Source organism: Psychrobacter pocilloporae (genome assembly GCF_029872915.1).
Taxonomy (GTDB): domain Bacteria; phylum Pseudomonadota; class Gammaproteobacteria; order Pseudomonadales; family Moraxellaceae; genus Psychrobacter; species Psychrobacter pacificensis.
On sequence record NZ_PGFT01000002.1, the window covers coordinates 1 to 17,405 of the forward strand.

The following is a 17,405-nucleotide window of genomic DNA, read 5'->3' on the forward strand; positions in this document are numbered from 1 at the left end:
AATTGCATTCTGAGCTACTGATAAGTTTTATAAGTGATTGGTCGATCAAATTATCATCTTAAATCCGTCGGTTTTTTGGTTTTTTTCCTATTATTTAATATAAAAACATATTTTTTACTTTTAAAGACTTTTAAAGACTTTTAGGACGCTCTCAGACCTTACCAATTAAGGGCTTCAAGATCTATAAAGCTACAATCAGCTAGGTTAATGCTACAATCAGCTAGGTTAATGCTACAATCAGCTAGGTTAAAAGCTACAATCAGCAGGTATTATGCTACAATTAGATAGATTTGAGCATTAAGGCGTAGATATGACTAACCAAGTTGGTTTATATGAGAAGAAATACCCTGCAAATTGGGTTGTTATGCAAAATCGTATTCTACAAGCGTTTTATGAAATGACACTTGATGAAAAACGGTTGCTGTTGCTTGCTAGTTCAGTAGTGCGTTTGATAGATGCCACTGAAAAAGACACTATAGAGATAACCGCGAAAGCATTTGCAGAGGCTTGCAACATTCAAGTGGATTCTGCTTATACTCAATTAAAAGATGCTAGTGAAACGATGATGAGGCGATTTTTTAGCTATAGAAATGAACGCGGTAGCCGTGTCAATGTACAGTGGGTCATCAGATCAATATATGAAGATGGCTATGTGTCTCTATGTTTTACAGATGAAGTGCTACTGATGTTGAAGGTTTTTGATGAAAATAATCCATTCACTAAATATAAAAAAGAAGATGTACTTAAACTGAAGGGTGAATATTCAATAGATATATACCATCTGGCCAAAAAACATGAGGCAATGAGCTCGTGGACAATGTCACTTGAAGAAATTAGAGAGGAGCTAGCTCTTTCTAAATCTTACGAACGTATTAACAACCTAAAAAGTCGAGTCATCAACCCAAGCGTTGAAGAAATAACAGAAAAGTCAGATATTAAAATCACCTATGAAAACGTTAAACGTGGTCGTACCGTCACAGGACTAAAATTTAATGTCAAAGCTAAGCCCACCAAGAAAAAAAGTCTGGAGGACTTAAATCAGAATAATGAGAATAGAGATATACCATCCTTAACCGTCAAACAGATCGACCGTTTTGCGCCTCTATTGGCTAACTATGCCCCATTTGGTAGCTATGCGCCTTCAGGAAAAAGTACCCAAGAAGTGATCAGCTGGTTACACACTCAATTAAGAGATGAAGCTTTTTTAAAGACCCACAAAAAGCACTTACTGGCGATAGGCTATACGTTCCCTAAGCAGAAATCATAATATGAAAAAAGCATGCTTAGTAGTTTTGGCATTACAAATGGTTTATATTGTACGTACATATATAAGCCATTTGTAATGCCATGACGACAACCAATTATAATATCAGGCTCGATCAAGAGCTCAAGGATAGCGCCTTTGCCGTGTTTGAAAGCTATGGATTAACGCCGTCTCAAGCAATCAAATTGTTCTTAACTCAAGTGGCGCAAACCAATACCGTGCCGTTATCCTTTGATTATCAAAAACCCTCTAATCTTAATACGCCGCCACAAACTTCTGCGGGTGATTACGGATTGAGCGGCCAGCGCCATAAATAAATCAGTGTAAAATATCTGTACAGATATAAGTACAGATATGGTATATAATATCAGTCATACAAATAAAGATGACCAAACACGGAGTAATCGTTATGGATGTTGTGAACTACACTGATTTTAGAAAGGGCCTAGCCAAATATATCGATAAGGTAGATACCGACAAATCGCCGATCGTGATTACTAGACAAAACGCCAAACCTGCGGTACTCATGAGTTTAGAAGAGTTTAATTCATATGAGGAAACGCTTCATCTGCTAAAAAGCCCCACTAATGCCAAGCGCCTCAGACGCTCTATAGCCGATGCTAAGGCGGGTCGTTTAATCGAGCATGACATCAATACGGATGACGCATTATTGACTTGTGATGATGAGGTGGACGCTTGATCTTATCTTGGACACAGGATGCGTGGGAGGACTACGAATACTGGCAAAAAACCAGCAAAGAGAAGGTCAAGCAAATAAGTAAGCTGATTAAAGCCATCAAACGTGACCCATTTGAGGGTATTGGTAAACCTGAACCACTCAAACACGATCTGGCAGGCTATTGGTCGCGTCGCATTGATCAAGAGCATAGACTGGTTTATGAGGTTCAAGATGATGCCATTATCATCGTTCAGTGCCGATATCATTATTAAGTAAACAGTGTTAGTTCACAAAAGTGCTTGATCCTAAGAATCAGGCACTTTTTTATTTTCCATTCTGGCTATGTGTCCTAAAACGAACGAGAAAGCTCTGTAGAGACGTCTAAATATATTGGTTAGTATTTTCGACCTAAACATTCGATAACAAACCTTATGTGGTCATACGACGCCATATAATTGCTAATAATGACTATACCTCTGATCACGTTACCACAGATTGACTTCCTCCCCGACCTAAAGGAACGGGGATTCCTACTAAAGACGGCCAAGCCCGACCGCGAGAATGTTTTTTGCTCCATTAACATCTCTGTTATGGGTCGTTTTACAAGAACGACAAAACCATGCTCTTATACCAAGACCTTCTCTACCTTTCGGACTGTCTTGGCGAGAGCCGCAACACGAGCAGGTTTGGGTGGTGTACGCTTCATTGACTTCGATATAGTGGCAACCTGCGTTCGCGCATTTATAATCCAGTTGCCGCTTAATCTCAAACCAACCAGCATCATAGACGGATTTGGCCAGTTTGGATGAAGTGAATGAGTTTGATTTGATTTTACCAACAACGATTAAGCTGTTGGCTTTGACAAGCTTTGATGTGAATTTATGAATCAGATCTTGGCGGGTGTTTTTAATCTTGGCATGAATGACCTTAACCCGTTTTTTGTTTTTGGCACGTTGAGCGATGGCCAGTTTTTCTGCGTATTGATGGGTGACTTTGATTTGTAGCTGATCACCCTCACTACTGACTGCGGCATCTTTACAGCCTAAATCAATACCGACTTGGCCCGTACCACAAACTGTTTTTGGAAATTCTTTGACGGTGATACAGGCGTACCAGTGACCTCGTGCATCTTGTACCAGCTCACAAGTATTGATGGTATAGAGCGAGAGGTTATAGCTATCCCACAAATCAATGATCAGCTTTTTGCCTTTAGCGAGGCTTAGCTGAATAGTAGATTTAAGGCTTTTCTTGCCTGACTGACGGGTTGTTAGGTGCTTAATGGCGGTCTTTTTAAACGGAATCCAGCCCAAGCTTCTTCTCTTGGCTTTTGGGTTATTGGTACGCCAGTTGAGTTTGGCTTTTTTAAACTGTTTACGGGATTTAGCGTGAACCTCACTGATCGCTTGCAAGGTTTGACTGTGCAGATTCAGGTATTCACCCGCCCCTTTAGTATAAGCGGCCAAGTCATAGGCTGAAAAGAATTTGCCCGTGCGCTGTAAATGTTTAAAACTTAGCTCATTGACGTAGTTCCAGACAAAGTTGACTGCCCCAGCTAAGATATTGAGCTGAGTGGCGTGTTTGTCTTTGATGCGTAGTTTGAGCGTTTTCATGGAGTAATTATGATCTCAATGCAGTTGGGTATCAAGGGGTTCGCCATACTGGGCGACAACGACTGACGCCTGATATCCACGCCCTAGAAGGACGTGGTTTTACGGCGTTAGATGATAAAATAGACGAATTACCGCCACTAACTGCTAAGCAGCAAGCAGACTCAGAGCATCTAGCCACGCTTAGCGATGACGACATTGATTTATCGGACATTCCAGAAGTCACCGACTGGTCAGGCGCGATCCGTGGCAGTATCAAATCTCAAGCGTTGTCTACGGAAACCAGTGTCATTAGCCCAAGTATCCTTACCAAATTCAAGGACAGAGCTAAGCAAACAGGCGGTAACTATCAAGACATGATCAACGATGCCCTAGAAGAATACCTAACCGATCACTAGGCATTAAATAACAAGCACATGACCTCAAGATTACTTGGGGTTTTTTTACATTCTATATTGTAGTATGTTGTATATTGTAGTATATTATATACAACATACTACAATATACTATTAAGGGATACAAAATCATGGCACTCACGATACAAGATATTCATGCAGCAGCAGACCAATTACAAGAGCAAGGGGTTAAGCCGACACTGGCAGAGGTGCGTAAGGCGCTAGGCGGTGGATCATTCACGACTATCAGTGATGCTATGCAAAGCTGGAAGCGAGAACAGCAAGAAGAGCAAGAGCTACAGCAAGTAGACTTACCTAGTGGTATCACAGAACGCTTGCACACGCTTGGGGCTGATATGTGGCAGACGGCTATTGATATGGCTAATGATAGATTGTCTAAAGAGCGTGAAGCTTTAGAGGTGGTTAAGATCAAGGCACAAGCAGAGATGGACGAAGCGCAAGAAGCGGTTAAGACCTTGGAGGGGGAACAAGCGGATTTACTACAGCAACTGGACGAGGTGACCGGCACTGCGGAAACAGCAACTAAAAGCGCACAGCAAGCCACAGCTGACCATGACGCTACCAAACAGACGCTATTAGATACTAGGCATGAATTAGAGCTTGAACGCACTAAGGCTAAGACCGCGCAATCACAGCTTGCAGAGGTGAGTAATGCATTAGATAAGCAATCTATAGAGCTGACTAGCAGTCTTGGTGAGGTAGCCACGCTTAAAGCCACAGCTGATAGTGATAAGGCAGAGATTGCACGTTTAAAGATTGAACTTAAAAATACTAAGTCAGAGCTAAAGGCAGTCACCACTGAGCGGAATGATATACAAACGGCTACCGCAGAGATCAAAGGAGAGTTAAAGGCAGTCACCGCTGAACGTGACAAGCTATCAGGACTTAATAATCAGCTGACTCAAACTCAGGCTAAGCTTGAAGCCGAGCATAGCGTATTGAATAAACAATATAGCGAGCTATCAAGCCGTCATTTATCAAAGCAGGAACAAGTGACTCTGTTACAAGATCAACTTAAGAAAGCACAAGATGCTCTAATACTTATTCAAAACAAAGATAATACTTTGGATGCTGACTAAATAAAAGTATTCGAGGTTTCAGTTTAATTAGGATTTCAAGATAAAGAACAGTTATAAGTTTGGGAGGTAGTTTACCCAAGGCATAGATCTCGTTCTATTCACACTAAGCTTATGAATCAACCATGACAATATCGACTCACTGAATAAATGACTGTTGTATAAGAACTATTCTAAATTTTTCTCTGAAGTCTTATAGTATATAGCCTAGTGGGCTATATACTATTTAAATTAGCCTAAGTAAGTTCCGATGCTGATTTTGGAGCCTTGAGCAGATTTCAAGGAACACTCACCCTAAAGCATCTATGAGTATTTTCTAGCATACTCACAAACACTTTAGTGCATTCCTTGGATTTGATGTGATTAGTCATGCCGACTTCATCGCCCATCGCGTCATCAAGACCGTATCACTGTATCAAGCTACGGTTGTTAAGATTACGGCTGATAGCACCGCCTAGACACGCTCTTAACCGCTACTGTGCTGTCATACGCTAGCAAGGGCAATACACCCAATATACCGCTACGATATGCACAAATAACCACTCATTGCGTTGCTCAATATGTCTAGAACCCCCTGTCGAGAGCTTTACCCTTCTGTCAAACGCAGTCGTCGCCTTAGCCTGCCACCCATTTGACGGGTAACGGTTATAAAGAGAGCAGCACGAGGATGTAACGAGCGAACAAGCGGTTTTTAAAATGTATAGTGAATAAAGTTGATATGAAAGCAAATTTTGGATAAAATGCACCTACACGGGCATTTAATGCTGTTCAAATAACGCAGTTCAGGTGCTTATTTGTTCGTTACAGTGTGCGTCAACACGCTGTAACCGTTAGCTATATTTAAAACTAAATGCCTCTGGGAGTCAACTCCCAGAGGCATTTTTTTGTTTGTCATGTAGATTGGGTTTTTATTATCTACTTTTTCATTAGATTGCTTAGGCTTTTTTTGTCGTCATTTAGCGTAGGTATTTCAACCATTTTGAAGTTAGCACTTAGTACATCCTCACAAGACGTTAAGTTTCTGACAATACTGGGATAGTTTACTATGAAGACCGGCTTAGTCGTCAGATGCAAGGTTTTACACGCGCTGTTAAGAAGCGGTAAATCATCTTTCTGAGAGAATACGATAATGAAAAGACAAACCTACACTCCTGAGATTAAAGAACGCGCCGTTCGTATGCTGATTGAAGCATTAAACGATTACACCTTTATGTGGTCATGTCATAAAAAGCACACTAATGAAACTATACTAACCAACATTCAAGACTAAGCTACACATACTAAAGAGCTTGAACATGAGAACAAGAAGCTTACGTAAGCCAGTTAGATTACAGTAAAATCCGCTTTTTTCGCCCAAGGAGAGATAGGACACACAATCAAGTTGTGGCTCAGTTTATTGATAAAAATAAGTGGGTCTACGGTATTAGAGCAATATTGACTGTGCAATATAGAAAATATGCAATAAACTTATTTTCTACCTTTAATAAAATGCAGCAACCTAAACAAGGGTAAATTATGAGTAATTCAGATAACCACAGTCATCAAGCTCCAGACCCTAAAAATATGAATAAAGCTTTTTATATTGGGATTGGTCTAAATTCTGCATTTACGCTCATCGAGTTTATAGTGGGCTATTCAACTAATTCATTAGCTTTAATCGCAGACGCTAGCCACAACTTAAGTGATGTTGCCAGTTTAATAATCTCGTTAATTGGAATGAAATTAGCACAGAAAGCATCTACTACGCTTTATACCTATGGCTACAAAAAAGCTTCTATAATGGCGTCTCTTATTAACGCCATATTGTTAGTTACAATCGTTATAGGTATTGCGTATGAGGCCTTGGGTCGATTTGATACGATACCGGAAGTTGCAGGAAAAGTTATTATTATTACAGCTCTAATAGGTGTATTTATAAATACTGTTTCTGCTTTTGCATTCTACAAAGGTCAAAAAGACGATATTAATATCAAAGGTGCTTTCTTGCATCTAATGGTAGATGCATTGGTCTCTTTAGGTGTCGTTATCTCGGGCATTATTATTTACTATACAAGTTGGAATATCGTTGATCCTCTAGTTAGCTTGATTATTTCAGTCGTTATACTGTTATCGACTTGGGGTCTACTAAAAGAGAGTATCAAGCTTGCTATCGACGGAGTACCTCAAAATGTTGATCTCAGTAAAATCACTGCTATCTTAGAGAGCTATAATTTTATTCAAAACTTTCATCATTTACATATCTGGGCTTTGAGTACCACTGAGAATGCTCTTACAGTTCATATTGTACCGAAGACCGATATAACGTTTGAAGAGACTATTACTATGAAAGAAAACATCAAGGAAGATTTGGCGCATCAGAATATACAACATGCAACTATTGAATTTGGTACTAAGGCAGATGACAATCAAAAATCGCGTGCATTAAATGAAAGTATCAACTAAAAGATGATAGACCGTATATAGCTATCTCTTTTTAAGTATGAGGCGCGTGCCTTATGTCAACATAATTTTTTCAATCAGTTCTTATGTGATCAATAGTTTAAAACTTTTATATTTACGTGCGTTAGGACGTTACCTAGAAAAAATAAAAAACTTACGCTGATTAAATTATTATGATTAAGTTTACTATTACCCTCGTCTTCTAAGTGTGGTTAGACCTTTGCCAAAATAGCTTATTAGTAATAACAGGGTTATTATTATCAAGATAGGATAATTTCCCATAAGCATAAAGGGCGTGTTACCAACCCGTGCCTGTATCTCACCACGTAGTACAGTACGCTCAAACTGCGGTGCGCGTTTTACAATACGACCTTTATGGTTAATGATAGCGGTAACACCAGTATTGGTCGCTCGAATAAACCAGCGCCCGTTCTCAAGCGCGCGCATTTGTACCATTTGCAAATGTTGCAATGGTCCTGCTGAAGTGCCAAACCAGGCATCGTTAGAGACGGTCAACAAAAATTCAGTATCGATGGCATTTTTACGCGTGGTATCTGGATAAGCTACCTCATAACAGATAGCCGTCCCTATATTGTGTCCACGCACCTTTAGAGGTGACTGCTGATCACTACCACGACTATAGCTCTTAATATCCTGACTACCGGCCAAACTTGGGAAAATATCGAGCACGCCTTCAAATGGAATATACTCTCCAAAAGGCACTAGACGCTGCTTCTTGTATAGGCCTTCCGCTTCTACACCTCGAGCAATCACGCTATTGTAAAATGGGGGATACTTATCCGTACTGGCATTGAATGCCGCTTTATCCTTATAAGGGATACCAGTTATCCATGTCGTATTGGTCGCATTAGCCATTTCTATCATTTCACTAATAAAGCCCGCAGCCTCATCCTGAAACATAGGAATAGATGATTCAGGCCACACCACCACATCACGTCCCCACTCAGTGCGTGTTAACTTCGCATAAATCTTTAGCGTTTCTACTTGATACTTAGTCAGCCACTTTATATCTTGTGAAATATTACCTTGAATCAATGACACTGACAGATCAGGTGTGCCCTTAGGTTTTGTCCATTGCGGATTGACCAGCCATAATGATGTGCTAATGGCTAATAACAGTACAGAAACGATGGCATAACTACTGCGCCGAAGCAGTAGCTCTACTAAACTTGCAGCCAATAGTATGGCAACAAAAGAGACGGAAAAAACACCAGCAACGGGTGCTAAGGACGATAACCAATACTCTTCAGTAAATGCATAACCAACAAACAGCCACGGAAAGCCTGTGAATAACCAAGTTTTTAACCATTCTTGTAGCACCCAAAGAGCAGCAAATGAAAAGGGTTGTTTGCCTACCATACGGTTAAAGACTAGTGCTAACAATCCATGAAACAGTCCCATACCGAGACCCATCAATGCAATCATAATCAATGCGAGCCACGTTGGTGTATCGCTATAATCATGGATAGCAGTATAGAGCCAAAAGCCGCCGACGCACCATAGCCCCATACCGTAAGCTTCACCGATAATAAAAGCGCGACGACCACTCATACTTGTCACCAACAGCGCATATAAAATCGCTGGTGATACTATTGCTAGCGGCCAAAACCCATAAGGCGCTAGCGAAAATAAAAAAATAGCCCCTGCAAGCCATGCTGCTACTAGCGTAAGCGATAGCGGTAATTGATTTAAGTGAGTACTCAAACGCTTTTGTAGATTAATAGTAGACAGGCGCATCGCAAATTATCCAAAATTATGAGTTTTGAATTTTTAGTCAAAATCCAAAACTCGGATAGACCTGTTAATACTACAGGCAGCATTTCAAAATGAAAACTGCTTATGATACCAGTCCGCACTGCTCAATGGATAAATTTACGTACTCCGTTTGATGGGTTATTATGCTACATTACCAAACGATATGAAGTGTTACTTGACCTTCTATAGCTCACAATATCTACAGTACATGAGAGAGCACTATGACCCCCTTAAAAATAAAATCCAGTCTTATATTCAATCGTTATCTGTCTAAGGGGTTGCGTAGTACGTTAGTATTACTTGCCGCCTCATCACTATTTGCTTGTAGCCAACCGAGTAGTGGCGTATCTGATGCAAGCACAACATCGGCATCAACTGAAGATGTTTTGGCTGTTCCAAAGACAGCTGAACCAAACGTTATAAATACTCCTATGATGACATCAGTAAGTAAACCAGACCTACTAAAAAACGTCTCAGCCACTGTCTATAAAGATGCCAATTGCGGCTGCTGTAAAGAATGGATAAGTCATGCAGAAGATAATGGTCTAAGTGCAACCGCGCAAGATGTTGCGGACTTAGCCGTATTTAAAGAGCGCTACAGCGTTCCAAATGAAATGCGTTCTTGCCATACTGTAGTCACTACTGATGGTTACGTCTTTGAAGGTCATGTACCCGCTAAATATATGGCGCAGTTTTTAGAAAATCCGCCAGTACAAGCTATGGGTCTTGCCGTACCTGGCATGCCTGTTGGTAGCCCAGGTATGGAGTATCAAAATAAATTCATGCCCTATCAGGTTATGCAGCTCAATAAAGACGGGACGACCCAAGTTTATGCTGATATTGAATCGGTAGAGCAGCAATTATAGTGTGTTAGCAGTTAAGAATACTTTGATTATAGTGTTAGCGTTAAAAGTAAATGAGGCAGGTATAAGACTGTTCTATTGCTTATAAAATGATTCTTCATCAAAAAAATCATTAGCTATTGCGACTTTAAAAGCAAAAATAACTTTGAATTTGTAACTTTTGATGACAATGTAAGCGGATTTATCGGTTATTAACCCTTAAAATAGATAAATAATTAAGGGTTAATACAAGAATATACAGGATGTATCGAAACAATTACGTAATATTACATAAGCCAGTAGGGAATTAACATCTATATTAATATTATAAATTATTATATTATCTTAATAATTAGTTAGACCCTATATAGGGTAATTACTTCATCCAATAGAAAAACGTCTGAGGGTTAAATCTAAATTATAGATTTAACCCTCAGACGTTTTTTTGCTTATAAAACAGTAGAAATTGTGGTCAATCTAGTCAGCTATATTCTGTACATGTTACACAAACTTACATTGTAAAATGTGGGATATTAGCAATTTTTTCGACATCAAAAAAGTATTTTTGGGGTTTTTAAGGGGAATGACAGGCTAAACAACCTATGCTAAAGTCGGCTTTGTGTTTTGGTCAGCAGCTTGATTTGTAACAGCTTCGTAAGACTTCAATGAGCTGTGATCGCCAATAATCATTTTTTATATGAATAATATGCAGCAGAAGTATCAGTCACTATGACATATATATACTTGAGTTATTGAGATTTAATTGACTGCGCTGTTGTTGATAACAGACGATTTTGAATTAACCGTAGGTATTAGATTTATGAAACAGGCTTTATTGATTTTGTCAGTACTGGGTATGGGCATAGCACAAACGAGTGGTGCTGCTATCACAATCTCTCAAACAAATAATACCATCACCAATACTTCTGTGGCATCAAACTACGGTTCATCAAAAAACATCTATAGCACCAAAAGTGGTGCTTATGTTTCTAATAATGATGAAATTAGTCAAGCAATTAGCAACCTAAGTGCGCAGGCCAAGCAAAAAGAGAATCAGCTTTCATCATTAAACAGCCGCTTATACGCTGAAAAACAACAGCAGCAAGTCAATAAGGTTCCTGATAGCAATTCAGCACCCGCTATCGCTGCTGCTCGCGCCTCAAAAGTGGCTCTATCTAGCAGCTCTGGATACTGTGCCCGTTACGTACGTAAAGCACTACAATCAGCTGGTTATGAGTTCACTCCAAATCCTTCAGCCTATCAGTACGCTACTCGTGGCACACTTGAGAAAGCAGGTTTTAGCAAAATCAGTAATGATATGCCAACCCAAGTAGGTGATGTTATTGTCTATGATCGCTCATCAAAGCGTCCACATGGCCATATTCAAATTTTCGATGGTACAAATTGGATTTCTGATTTCCGTCAGAACAGCATCAGCCCATACAGTGGTGTCTATGCTTATACGACATGGCGTGATTCAAAATATGTGGATGACGCATCCGCATCAGATCGTAATATCTACCTTGCTATGAATGATAAATAAGACTTTCTAAGTCAGCACAACATAGTTGTTATTTCCTCCAACCCAGTAGTGATCTTACTATCATTGCTGGGTTTTTTTGTGCTTAACATCAGGGCGTATTTAACCTTTCATGATTTGATCCGTCAGAAATGAACACTACTGATATCATTACTCATTACAAGAATTATCGGCAAGCGCGTTTAAGATGCCACATGATGCCACATGATACCGCTTGTGCACTACCTGCACATTTCTGGCGCAAAACGGTCAAGTGATGCTTTAAGTGCATCAGTTCTTCCATTCGTATTTCCACAGCATGAATGTGCTCATCTAGCAAGTTATTCACATCGCCGCAGTCCTTGTCAGGCGACTCCCAGTATTCAAGTAAGATTCGCACATCATCTAAAGCCATATCGAGCGTACGGCAATGTAGGATAAATTGTAGACGCTCAATGTGCTCTTCATTATATAAACGATAATTCCCTTCGCTACGAAAAGGCTCGGGTAATAAACGCTCTTTTTCATAATAGCGAATGGTTTCTACTGTGGCACCTGTGCGTTTAGCGAGCTCACCAATTTTGATTGTCATAACAACCTCTATGATTTAAATAATTAAAGTGGCTGTAAAGACTAGCGCTAGAGAAATTAAAATTACGAAACTGTAGATAAATAACCTTGACTCTAAAGCCACTATAGGGTTCATAATATCATTATTCAAAGGGTAAATTATTATGAAATATCATATTGAAGGTATGGACTGTGCCAGTTGCATCGGCAAGATTGAAACAGCTTTGAAACGTATGCCTGGGGTTTCTGATGTTCAGCTGAATTTCGCTACAGAAACGCTAGAGCTAAATTTAGCCCCTGGTGCGCCGACTCAGGCTAGTGATATCGAAAAAACAATCAAAAGCCTAGGGTTCGGTATATCTGCCAATACTGGTCAACAAACTGTATCGGCTATTGATATTGACAGCGACAATCAGATGGCTCCGCAGGATAAGCGGTGGTGGCAAACTCAAAAAGGCAAACAGGTTGTTGGTCTCGGTATTTTGATGGGCAGCGCTTATGCACTGTCACTACTGTTCCCCGCTTATGGGATATGGGTGTTTGCCATCGCTGTGATTGTAGGCGTTTTTCCATTTGCACGCAAAGCCTTAGCACTGGCTAAAACAGGTTCATTCTTTTCAATTGAAACGCTGATGTCCGTCGCCGTGCTTGGCGCACTTATCATTGGTGAAGCTGAAGAGGCCGCAGCGGTTGTCTTTTTGTTCTCAATCGGTGAACTGTTTGAGAGTATCGCTGCTGATCGCGCTCGCGCTGGCATCAGAGCCTTATCATCGCTGGTTCCGAAAAGTGCGATTTTACTTGATGCTCAAGGTGGGCAGCGTAACGTTCCAGCGACTTCACTACAAGTGAATGACCTTGTGCTGGTGCGTCCTGGAGATAGGGTATCTGCTGATGGTTCCATTGTTCAAGGTGCGTCCAGCCTTGATGATTCGCCCGTGACGGGAGAGTCTGTTCCTGTTGCCAAGACGATGGGTGACAATGTATTTGCAGGGTCAATTAACATCGATGGTGTGCTCCAAGTGCGCGTAGAAAAGACAGCCGCCGATAACACTATTTCGCGCATTATTGATTTGGTAGAGCAAGCGCAAGCTTCCAAAGCACCCACTGCCCGTTTTATTGAGAAATTCAGTCGTTACTATACACCGGCTGTGATGGCTATTGCCGCCCTAATTATCATCGTCCCACCGTTAACCATGGGCGGAGATTGGTCAACTTGGTTATATCGAGGTCTAGCCTTATTATTGATCGCTTGTCCTTGTGCTCTTGTGCTCTCAACACCAGCTGCTATCGCCTCTGGTCTAGCGGTCGGTGCGCGCCGCGGCTTGCTGATCAAGGGCGGTAGTGCTTTAGAAACCATCGGCCAAGTGAAGACAGTCGCTTTTGACAAGACAGGCACTTTAACTGAAGGCAAACCACGCGTGACCGATGTTGTTGACATTACACAAGAGTATTCAAGTGTTCAAGGTCAGGATTCTCAGGATCAGGGTTCTCAAGGTAAAGATAAGGTATTGGCGCTCTTTGCCAGTGTGGAGACAGGTTCTAGTCACCCGCTTGCTGAAGCTATTGTCAGTCATGCCAAAGCCGCCAAAGTTGTCATACCTGTGGCTTCTAAAGCTTCTGCTACTGCGGGTAAAGCGGTACACGCAACTATCGCTGGGCGCGCGCTAGCTATCGGTTCGCCTGTTTATGCCGCAGATGAGGCATCAATTTCAGCCGAGCAACAGGCACAAATCGAGGCGCTGCAAAATGAGGGCAAGACCGTCTCAGTTCTTTTCGATGAGCAAAGTCGAGAAGTGCTTGGATTGGTCGCACTAAGAGACGAGTTACGAGACGACGCTCATGAAGGTGTGGCTCAACTTAAAGCGATGGGTGTGCGCTCCGTCATGCTAACAGGCGACAACCGCTTAACCGCTCAAGCACTTGCCAGTAATTTAGACGTGGAATGGGAAGCTGAGCTGTTGCCTGAGGACAAACTGCGCTTGCTTAACGAGATGAAGAATAACAGCAAAATAGCGATGGTGGGTGATGGTATTAACGATGCGCCAGCACTAGCAACCGCTGATGTTGGCATCGCGATGGGTGGTGGTACCGATGTGGCCATTGAGACGGCCGATATCGCATTATTAAAAAGTCGTGTTACAGACATGGCCCATCTGATTGCACTTTCGCGTGCCACCATGCGCAACATTCATCAGAACGTCATTTTCGCTTTAGGTCTCAAAGGCGTCTTTCTGATCACGACCGTATTCGGCATTACTGGACTATGGATTGCGGTTCTAGCTGATGCTGGAGCAACAGTGCTCGTTACTCTCAATGCGTTACGTTTACTGCGCTTTAAAGGCGCGCCTCCACTGGTAACTCCGCCTAAAGTAGTTAAATAAAACCCTTCGAAATCAATTAAAAACTAGAGATAGCAGCAGATTTCGGGGGTGGGTTCTAATAATAAAAATTCCACCGCCACAGTAAACTGCAACCGCATTAGAGTAAATAAGGTTAGACCGTATGTTGATTACAGAATTGGGCTATTTTGCCTTGCTTACCGCTTTTGTACTGGCGTTATTGCAGGTAATTCTGCCAACTATTGGTGTTATTCGTAACCAAGTTGCTTGGCAACGACTAGCCCCTAGCCTAGCTTGGGCACAGTTTGCCGCCATGATAACGTCATTTGGCGCTTTGATAACAGGTTTTTATTATAATGATTTTAGCCTCAGTTACGTCGCGCAGTATTCTAATACGCTGTTGCCTTGGTACTATAAGTTATCGGCGACATGGGGCGGACACGAGGGCTCTTTGCTGCTATGGATGACCATCATGGCCACATGGTGTGCACTGGTATCATACTTTAGTCGCGGCTTGCCGTTATCAATGCGTGCGCGGGTATTAGTTATTTTGGCCGGTGTACAGTTAATGATGCTAACAATGCTGATATTTACCTCGTCACCGTTTGAGCGTACCTTACCCAATCTAGCGGTCGATGGCGCTGATTTAAATCCTGTCCTACAAGATTTCGGTCTGATTATTCATCCGCCCATGTTATATATGGGCTATGTGGGTATGGTAGTGCCTTTTGCATTTTGTATGGCGGCATTGTGGGAAGGGCGTTTAGATGCTGCTTGGACACGCTGGTCACGTCCATGGGCGCTCGCGGCTTGGGGATTTTTGACCATTGGTATTGCACTGGGCTCGTGGTGGGCCTACTACGAGCTTGGCTGGGGCGGTTGGTGGTTTTGGGATCCGGTAGAGAACGCCTCGTTTATGCCTTGGCTTGTCGGCTTAGCATTGCTGCATTCATTAGCAGTCACTGAAAAGCGCGGGGTGTTTAAAGCATGGACCATCATGCTGGCTATTTTCGCCTTTGCCTTAAGCTTGCTTGGCACGTTCCTGGTACGCTCTGGAGTCCTTACCTCAGTGCATTCGTTTGCCGCTGATCCGACGCGTGGTTTGGTTATCTTAGCTATTCTTGGCATCATCGTCGGTGGTGGTTTGCTGATGTTTGCGCTGCGTGGCTGGCGTTTGACGATTGAAAGTCAGTATCAACTGGTTTCGCGTGAGTCATTTTTAGTCATTAACAACGTCATCATTTTGATTGCAACGTTAGTGGTATTGCTTGGTACCCTCTATCCTATCATTGCCGACGCCTTTAGCTTGGGTCAGGTATCGGTAGGTCCTCCGTACTTTAATGCGCTATTTGTGCCTTTAACATGGCTATTGCTGGTTGCCATGGGTATGGGCTCCAATATCCGCTGGAAACAAGATAAGCGTCCATTGTTAGGCGTTGGTATGGTCATTGCCGCAAGCAGTCTAGTATTAGCTGCAGTCATCACTTACTTTGTCAGTCCATCTGCCATGCTTAATATTGGTGTAACACTAGCAGTAAGTTTTTGGGTACTGTTCTGGATGGTGGTTGATTTCAAAGACAAAACCAAAAATGCACCAAGCTTTTTGCAAGGCTTAAATAAGCTGCGTTTAAGCTACTGGGGTCAACAGACTGCTCATATTGGCGTATTGGTTGCTGTCATTGGCATAGCCTTTACTAGTAGCCTGAGTATTGAGCGTGACGTAGCAATGGGTATTGGCGATACAGTCAATGTTCAAGGTTACGATTTTGAAGTAACTGAATTTTTTGAAATAAAGGGTAGTAACTTTGATGCAACGCAAGCGCAAGTGGTGGTATCCAAAGACGGTCGTGAAGTGGCGAAACTGACTCCAGAAAAGCGTACTTATATTATCAGCACGATGCCAACAACTGAAGCTGCTATTGACCCCAGTCTTATGCGCGATGTTTATGTCGCACTGGGCGAACCTATTGCCGATGGTAGTAACCAATGGGCATTAAGGATTTATGTAAAACCATTAATTCGCTGGATTTGGTTAGGGGCAATTATCATGGCTCTAGGTGGATTAATTAGTATGCTTGATAAACGATACCGCATCAAAAAAATTAAAGCTCCGTTGCTAGTTACTGGTAGTTTGGCTACTTATGGAGTCAATGAGGTAGCTATTGAGCAGGCAATCTCAGTATCGACGATGTCGACACTAAAGGAGAAATAAATGACTATGTCGAATAATACTCCTGAGCAAAAAGATAGCCAAAACAGTAAGCAGCGTAACCCAAAGACAATGAAAAAAAAGCAGACGAAGCTATGGTTCTTAATTCCGCTTATCCTCTTTTTTGGTTTGGTAGTTATATTGTACATGCGCTTAGGTAAACCAACAGACATTGTGACCAATACCGCTCTTGAGCGTCCGGTTCCTACCTTTGAGCTGCCGTTATTAGCAGATACTACCCGTACTATCACCAATGATAATTTGCCGGATAAGCCGTTTTTACTTAATGTTTGGGGCTCATGGTGCCCAACTTGCGTTATTGAGCATCCGTTTTTAATGCAACTAGAAGAGCGCGGCGTTGATATCGTTGGTGTGAATTATAAGGATGAGATTGGTAATGCGCTCAGTTACTTAAACCGAGGCGGTGATCCATTTTCTATGTCTATTCAGGATTCATTGGGTCAGTTTGCTCTAGACTTAGGCATAACTGGTGCGCCCGAAACCTTTGTTGTGGATGGAGATGGCATCATTCGTCAGCATATTGTTGGTGAGATTAATGAAGCCAATTGGCAACAGCGTGTTAAGCCGTGCCTGACAGTACTTAATAAGGCTAATAAGAACAACGATAGTCCTGATCTCATTCAGGTTGAGGAGATGTGCAAATGAACG

At 41.8% G+C, this 17,405-nt stretch carries 16 protein-coding genes; 13 read left to right on the plus strand and 3 right to left on the minus strand.

From position 1 onward, the window contains the following. The first annotated feature begins 310 nt into the window (after positions 1 to 310). The 4 genes from CUR83_RS13140 (at position 311) to CUR83_RS13155 (ending at position 2,215) form a co-directional block, all read left to right on the plus strand. Positions 311 to 1,267: a replication initiation protein gene (locus CUR83_RS13140; RefSeq protein ID WP_025652649.1), complete on the plus strand. Its 957-nt coding sequence runs from the start codon at positions 311 to 313 to the stop codon at positions 1,265 to 1,267. Positions 1,268 to 1,347: 80 nt separating this feature from the next. Further along, positions 1,348 to 1,581: a type II toxin-antitoxin system RelB/DinJ family antitoxin gene (locus CUR83_RS13145; RefSeq protein ID WP_025652648.1), complete on the plus strand. Its 234-nt coding sequence runs from the start codon at positions 1,348 to 1,350 to the stop codon at positions 1,579 to 1,581. Between the two features lie 92 nt (positions 1,582 to 1,673). Beyond that, positions 1,674 to 1,964 (plus strand): type II toxin-antitoxin system Phd/YefM family antitoxin, encoded by a 291-nt coding sequence (locus tag CUR83_RS13150; protein ID WP_025652647.1) that lies wholly within the window; start codon positions 1,674 to 1,676, stop codon positions 1,962 to 1,964. Next, positions 1,961 to 2,215 carry a Txe/YoeB family addiction module toxin gene (locus CUR83_RS13155; protein WP_025652646.1) on the plus strand — a complete coding sequence of 85 codons (255 nt, stop codon included), beginning with the start codon at positions 1,961 to 1,963 and terminating at the stop codon, positions 2,213 to 2,215. Before CUR83_RS13150 ends, CUR83_RS13155 begins: the two co-directional genes overlap by 4 nt. A 261-nt stretch (positions 2,216 to 2,476) precedes the next feature. On the opposite strand, the gene CUR83_RS13160 is transcribed toward CUR83_RS13155, so the two are convergent. Beyond that, entirely contained in the window at positions 2,477 to 3,553 is a 1,077-nt protein-coding gene (locus tag CUR83_RS13160; RefSeq protein WP_101211256.1) for an RNA-guided endonuclease InsQ/TnpB family protein, read from the minus strand. Between the two features lie 266 nt (positions 3,554 to 3,819). Here CUR83_RS13160 and CUR83_RS13165 point away from each other — a divergent pair, with 266 nt between their 5' ends. The 4 genes from CUR83_RS13165 to CUR83_RS13180 all read left to right on the plus strand — a co-directional run bounded on the left by CUR83_RS13165 (position 3,820) and on the right by CUR83_RS13180 (position 7,484). After that, complete coding sequence (locus CUR83_RS13165) at positions 3,820 to 3,948, plus strand: hypothetical protein (RefSeq protein WP_284719850.1); 129 nt, start codon at positions 3,820 to 3,822, stop codon at positions 3,946 to 3,948. A gap of 128 nt (positions 3,949 to 4,076) precedes the next feature. Further along, complete coding sequence (locus tag CUR83_RS13170; RefSeq protein WP_025652670.1) at positions 4,077 to 5,045, plus strand: DNA-binding protein; 969 nt, start codon at positions 4,077 to 4,079, stop codon at positions 5,043 to 5,045. A gap of 1,126 nt (positions 5,046 to 6,171) precedes the next feature. Further along, positions 6,172 to 6,312: a hypothetical protein gene (locus CUR83_RS13175; RefSeq protein WP_156410079.1), complete on the plus strand. Its 141-nt coding sequence runs from the start codon at positions 6,172 to 6,174 to the stop codon at positions 6,310 to 6,312. 245 nt (positions 6,313 to 6,557) lie between these two features. After that, positions 6,558 to 7,484, plus strand: coding sequence for a cation diffusion facilitator family transporter (locus CUR83_RS13180; protein WP_093071121.1), 927 nt, complete (start codon positions 6,558 to 6,560; stop codon positions 7,482 to 7,484). A gap of 186 nt (positions 7,485 to 7,670) precedes the next feature. On the opposite strand, the gene lnt is transcribed toward CUR83_RS13180, so the two are convergent. Next, positions 7,671 to 9,239: an apolipoprotein N-acyltransferase gene (gene lnt / locus CUR83_RS13185; RefSeq protein ID WP_284719851.1), complete on the minus strand. Its 1,569-nt coding sequence runs from the start codon at positions 9,237 to 9,239 to the stop codon at positions 7,671 to 7,673. Positions 9,240 to 9,478: 239 nt separating this feature from the next. On the opposite strand from lnt, the gene CUR83_RS13190 reads away from it, so the two are divergent. Together CUR83_RS13190 and CUR83_RS13195 are read left to right on the plus strand one after the other, a co-directional pair. After that, a complete protein-coding gene (locus CUR83_RS13190; RefSeq protein ID WP_083499708.1) occupies positions 9,479 to 10,123 on the plus strand; it encodes a DUF411 domain-containing protein in 645 nt (214 codons plus the stop codon). A gap of 796 nt (positions 10,124 to 10,919) precedes the next feature. Further along, a complete protein-coding gene (locus CUR83_RS13195; protein ID WP_093071128.1) occupies positions 10,920 to 11,642 on the plus strand; it encodes a CHAP domain-containing protein in 723 nt (240 codons plus the stop codon). Between the two features lie 163 nt (positions 11,643 to 11,805). Here the strand turns inward: CUR83_RS13195 and cadR are convergent, their stop codons facing one another. Next, a complete protein-coding gene (gene cadR, locus CUR83_RS13200) occupies positions 11,806 to 12,210 on the minus strand; it encodes a Cd(II)/Pb(II)-responsive transcriptional regulator (protein ID WP_284719852.1) in 405 nt (134 codons plus the stop codon). Between the two features lie 142 nt (positions 12,211 to 12,352). Between cadR and CUR83_RS13205 the strand changes: the two genes are divergently transcribed. From CUR83_RS13205 to CUR83_RS13215, 3 genes are all read left to right on the plus strand, one after another. Next, a complete protein-coding gene (locus CUR83_RS13205; protein ID WP_058025811.1) occupies positions 12,353 to 14,569 on the plus strand; it encodes a heavy metal translocating P-type ATPase in 2,217 nt (738 codons plus the stop codon). A 121-nt stretch (positions 14,570 to 14,690) separates the two neighbouring features. Continuing rightward, complete coding sequence (locus tag CUR83_RS13210) at positions 14,691 to 16,739, plus strand: heme lyase CcmF/NrfE family subunit (RefSeq protein WP_284719853.1); 2,049 nt, start codon at positions 14,691 to 14,693, stop codon at positions 16,737 to 16,739. Between the two features lie 69 nt (positions 16,740 to 16,808). Beyond that, positions 16,809 to 17,402: a DsbE family thiol:disulfide interchange protein gene (locus tag CUR83_RS13215; RefSeq protein WP_025643927.1), complete on the plus strand. Its 594-nt coding sequence runs from the start codon at positions 16,809 to 16,811 to the stop codon at positions 17,400 to 17,402. Positions 17,403 to 17,405 lie beyond the last annotated feature (3 nt).

Excerpts from the sequence above, each read along its gene's own strand:
- CUR83_RS13140 (WP_025652649.1), top strand. The coding sequence starts at position 311 with ATGACTAACCAAGTTGGTTTATATGAGAAGAAATACCCTGCAAATTGG.
- CUR83_RS13145 (WP_025652648.1), top strand. The coding sequence starts at position 1,348 with ATGACGACAACCAATTATAATATCAGGCTCGATCAAGAGCTCAAGGAT.
- CUR83_RS13150 (WP_025652647.1), top strand. The coding sequence starts at position 1,674 with ATGGATGTTGTGAACTACACTGATTTTAGAAAGGGCCTAGCCAAATAT.
- CUR83_RS13160 (WP_101211256.1), bottom strand. The coding sequence starts at position 3,553 with ATGAAAACGCTCAAACTACGCATCAAAGACAAACACGCCACTCAGCTC.
- CUR83_RS13170 (WP_025652670.1), top strand. The coding sequence starts at position 4,077 with ATGGCACTCACGATACAAGATATTCATGCAGCAGCAGACCAATTACAA.
- CUR83_RS13175 (WP_156410079.1), top strand. The coding sequence starts at position 6,172 with ATGAAAAGACAAACCTACACTCCTGAGATTAAAGAACGCGCCGTTCGT.
- CUR83_RS13180 (WP_093071121.1), top strand. The coding sequence starts at position 6,558 with ATGAGTAATTCAGATAACCACAGTCATCAAGCTCCAGACCCTAAAAAT.
- lnt (WP_284719851.1), bottom strand. The coding sequence starts at position 9,239 with ATGCGCCTGTCTACTATTAATCTACAAAAGCGTTTGAGTACTCACTTA.
- CUR83_RS13190 (WP_083499708.1), top strand. The coding sequence starts at position 9,479 with ATGACCCCCTTAAAAATAAAATCCAGTCTTATATTCAATCGTTATCTG.
- CUR83_RS13195 (WP_093071128.1), top strand. The coding sequence starts at position 10,920 with ATGAAACAGGCTTTATTGATTTTGTCAGTACTGGGTATGGGCATAGCA.
- cadR (WP_284719852.1), bottom strand. The coding sequence starts at position 12,210 with ATGACAATCAAAATTGGTGAGCTCGCTAAACGCACAGGTGCCACAGTA.
- CUR83_RS13205 (WP_058025811.1), top strand. The coding sequence starts at position 12,353 with ATGAAATATCATATTGAAGGTATGGACTGTGCCAGTTGCATCGGCAAG.
- CUR83_RS13210 (WP_284719853.1), top strand. The coding sequence starts at position 14,691 with ATGTTGATTACAGAATTGGGCTATTTTGCCTTGCTTACCGCTTTTGTA.
- CUR83_RS13215 (WP_025643927.1), top strand. The coding sequence starts at position 16,809 with ATGAAAAAAAAGCAGACGAAGCTATGGTTCTTAATTCCGCTTATCCTC.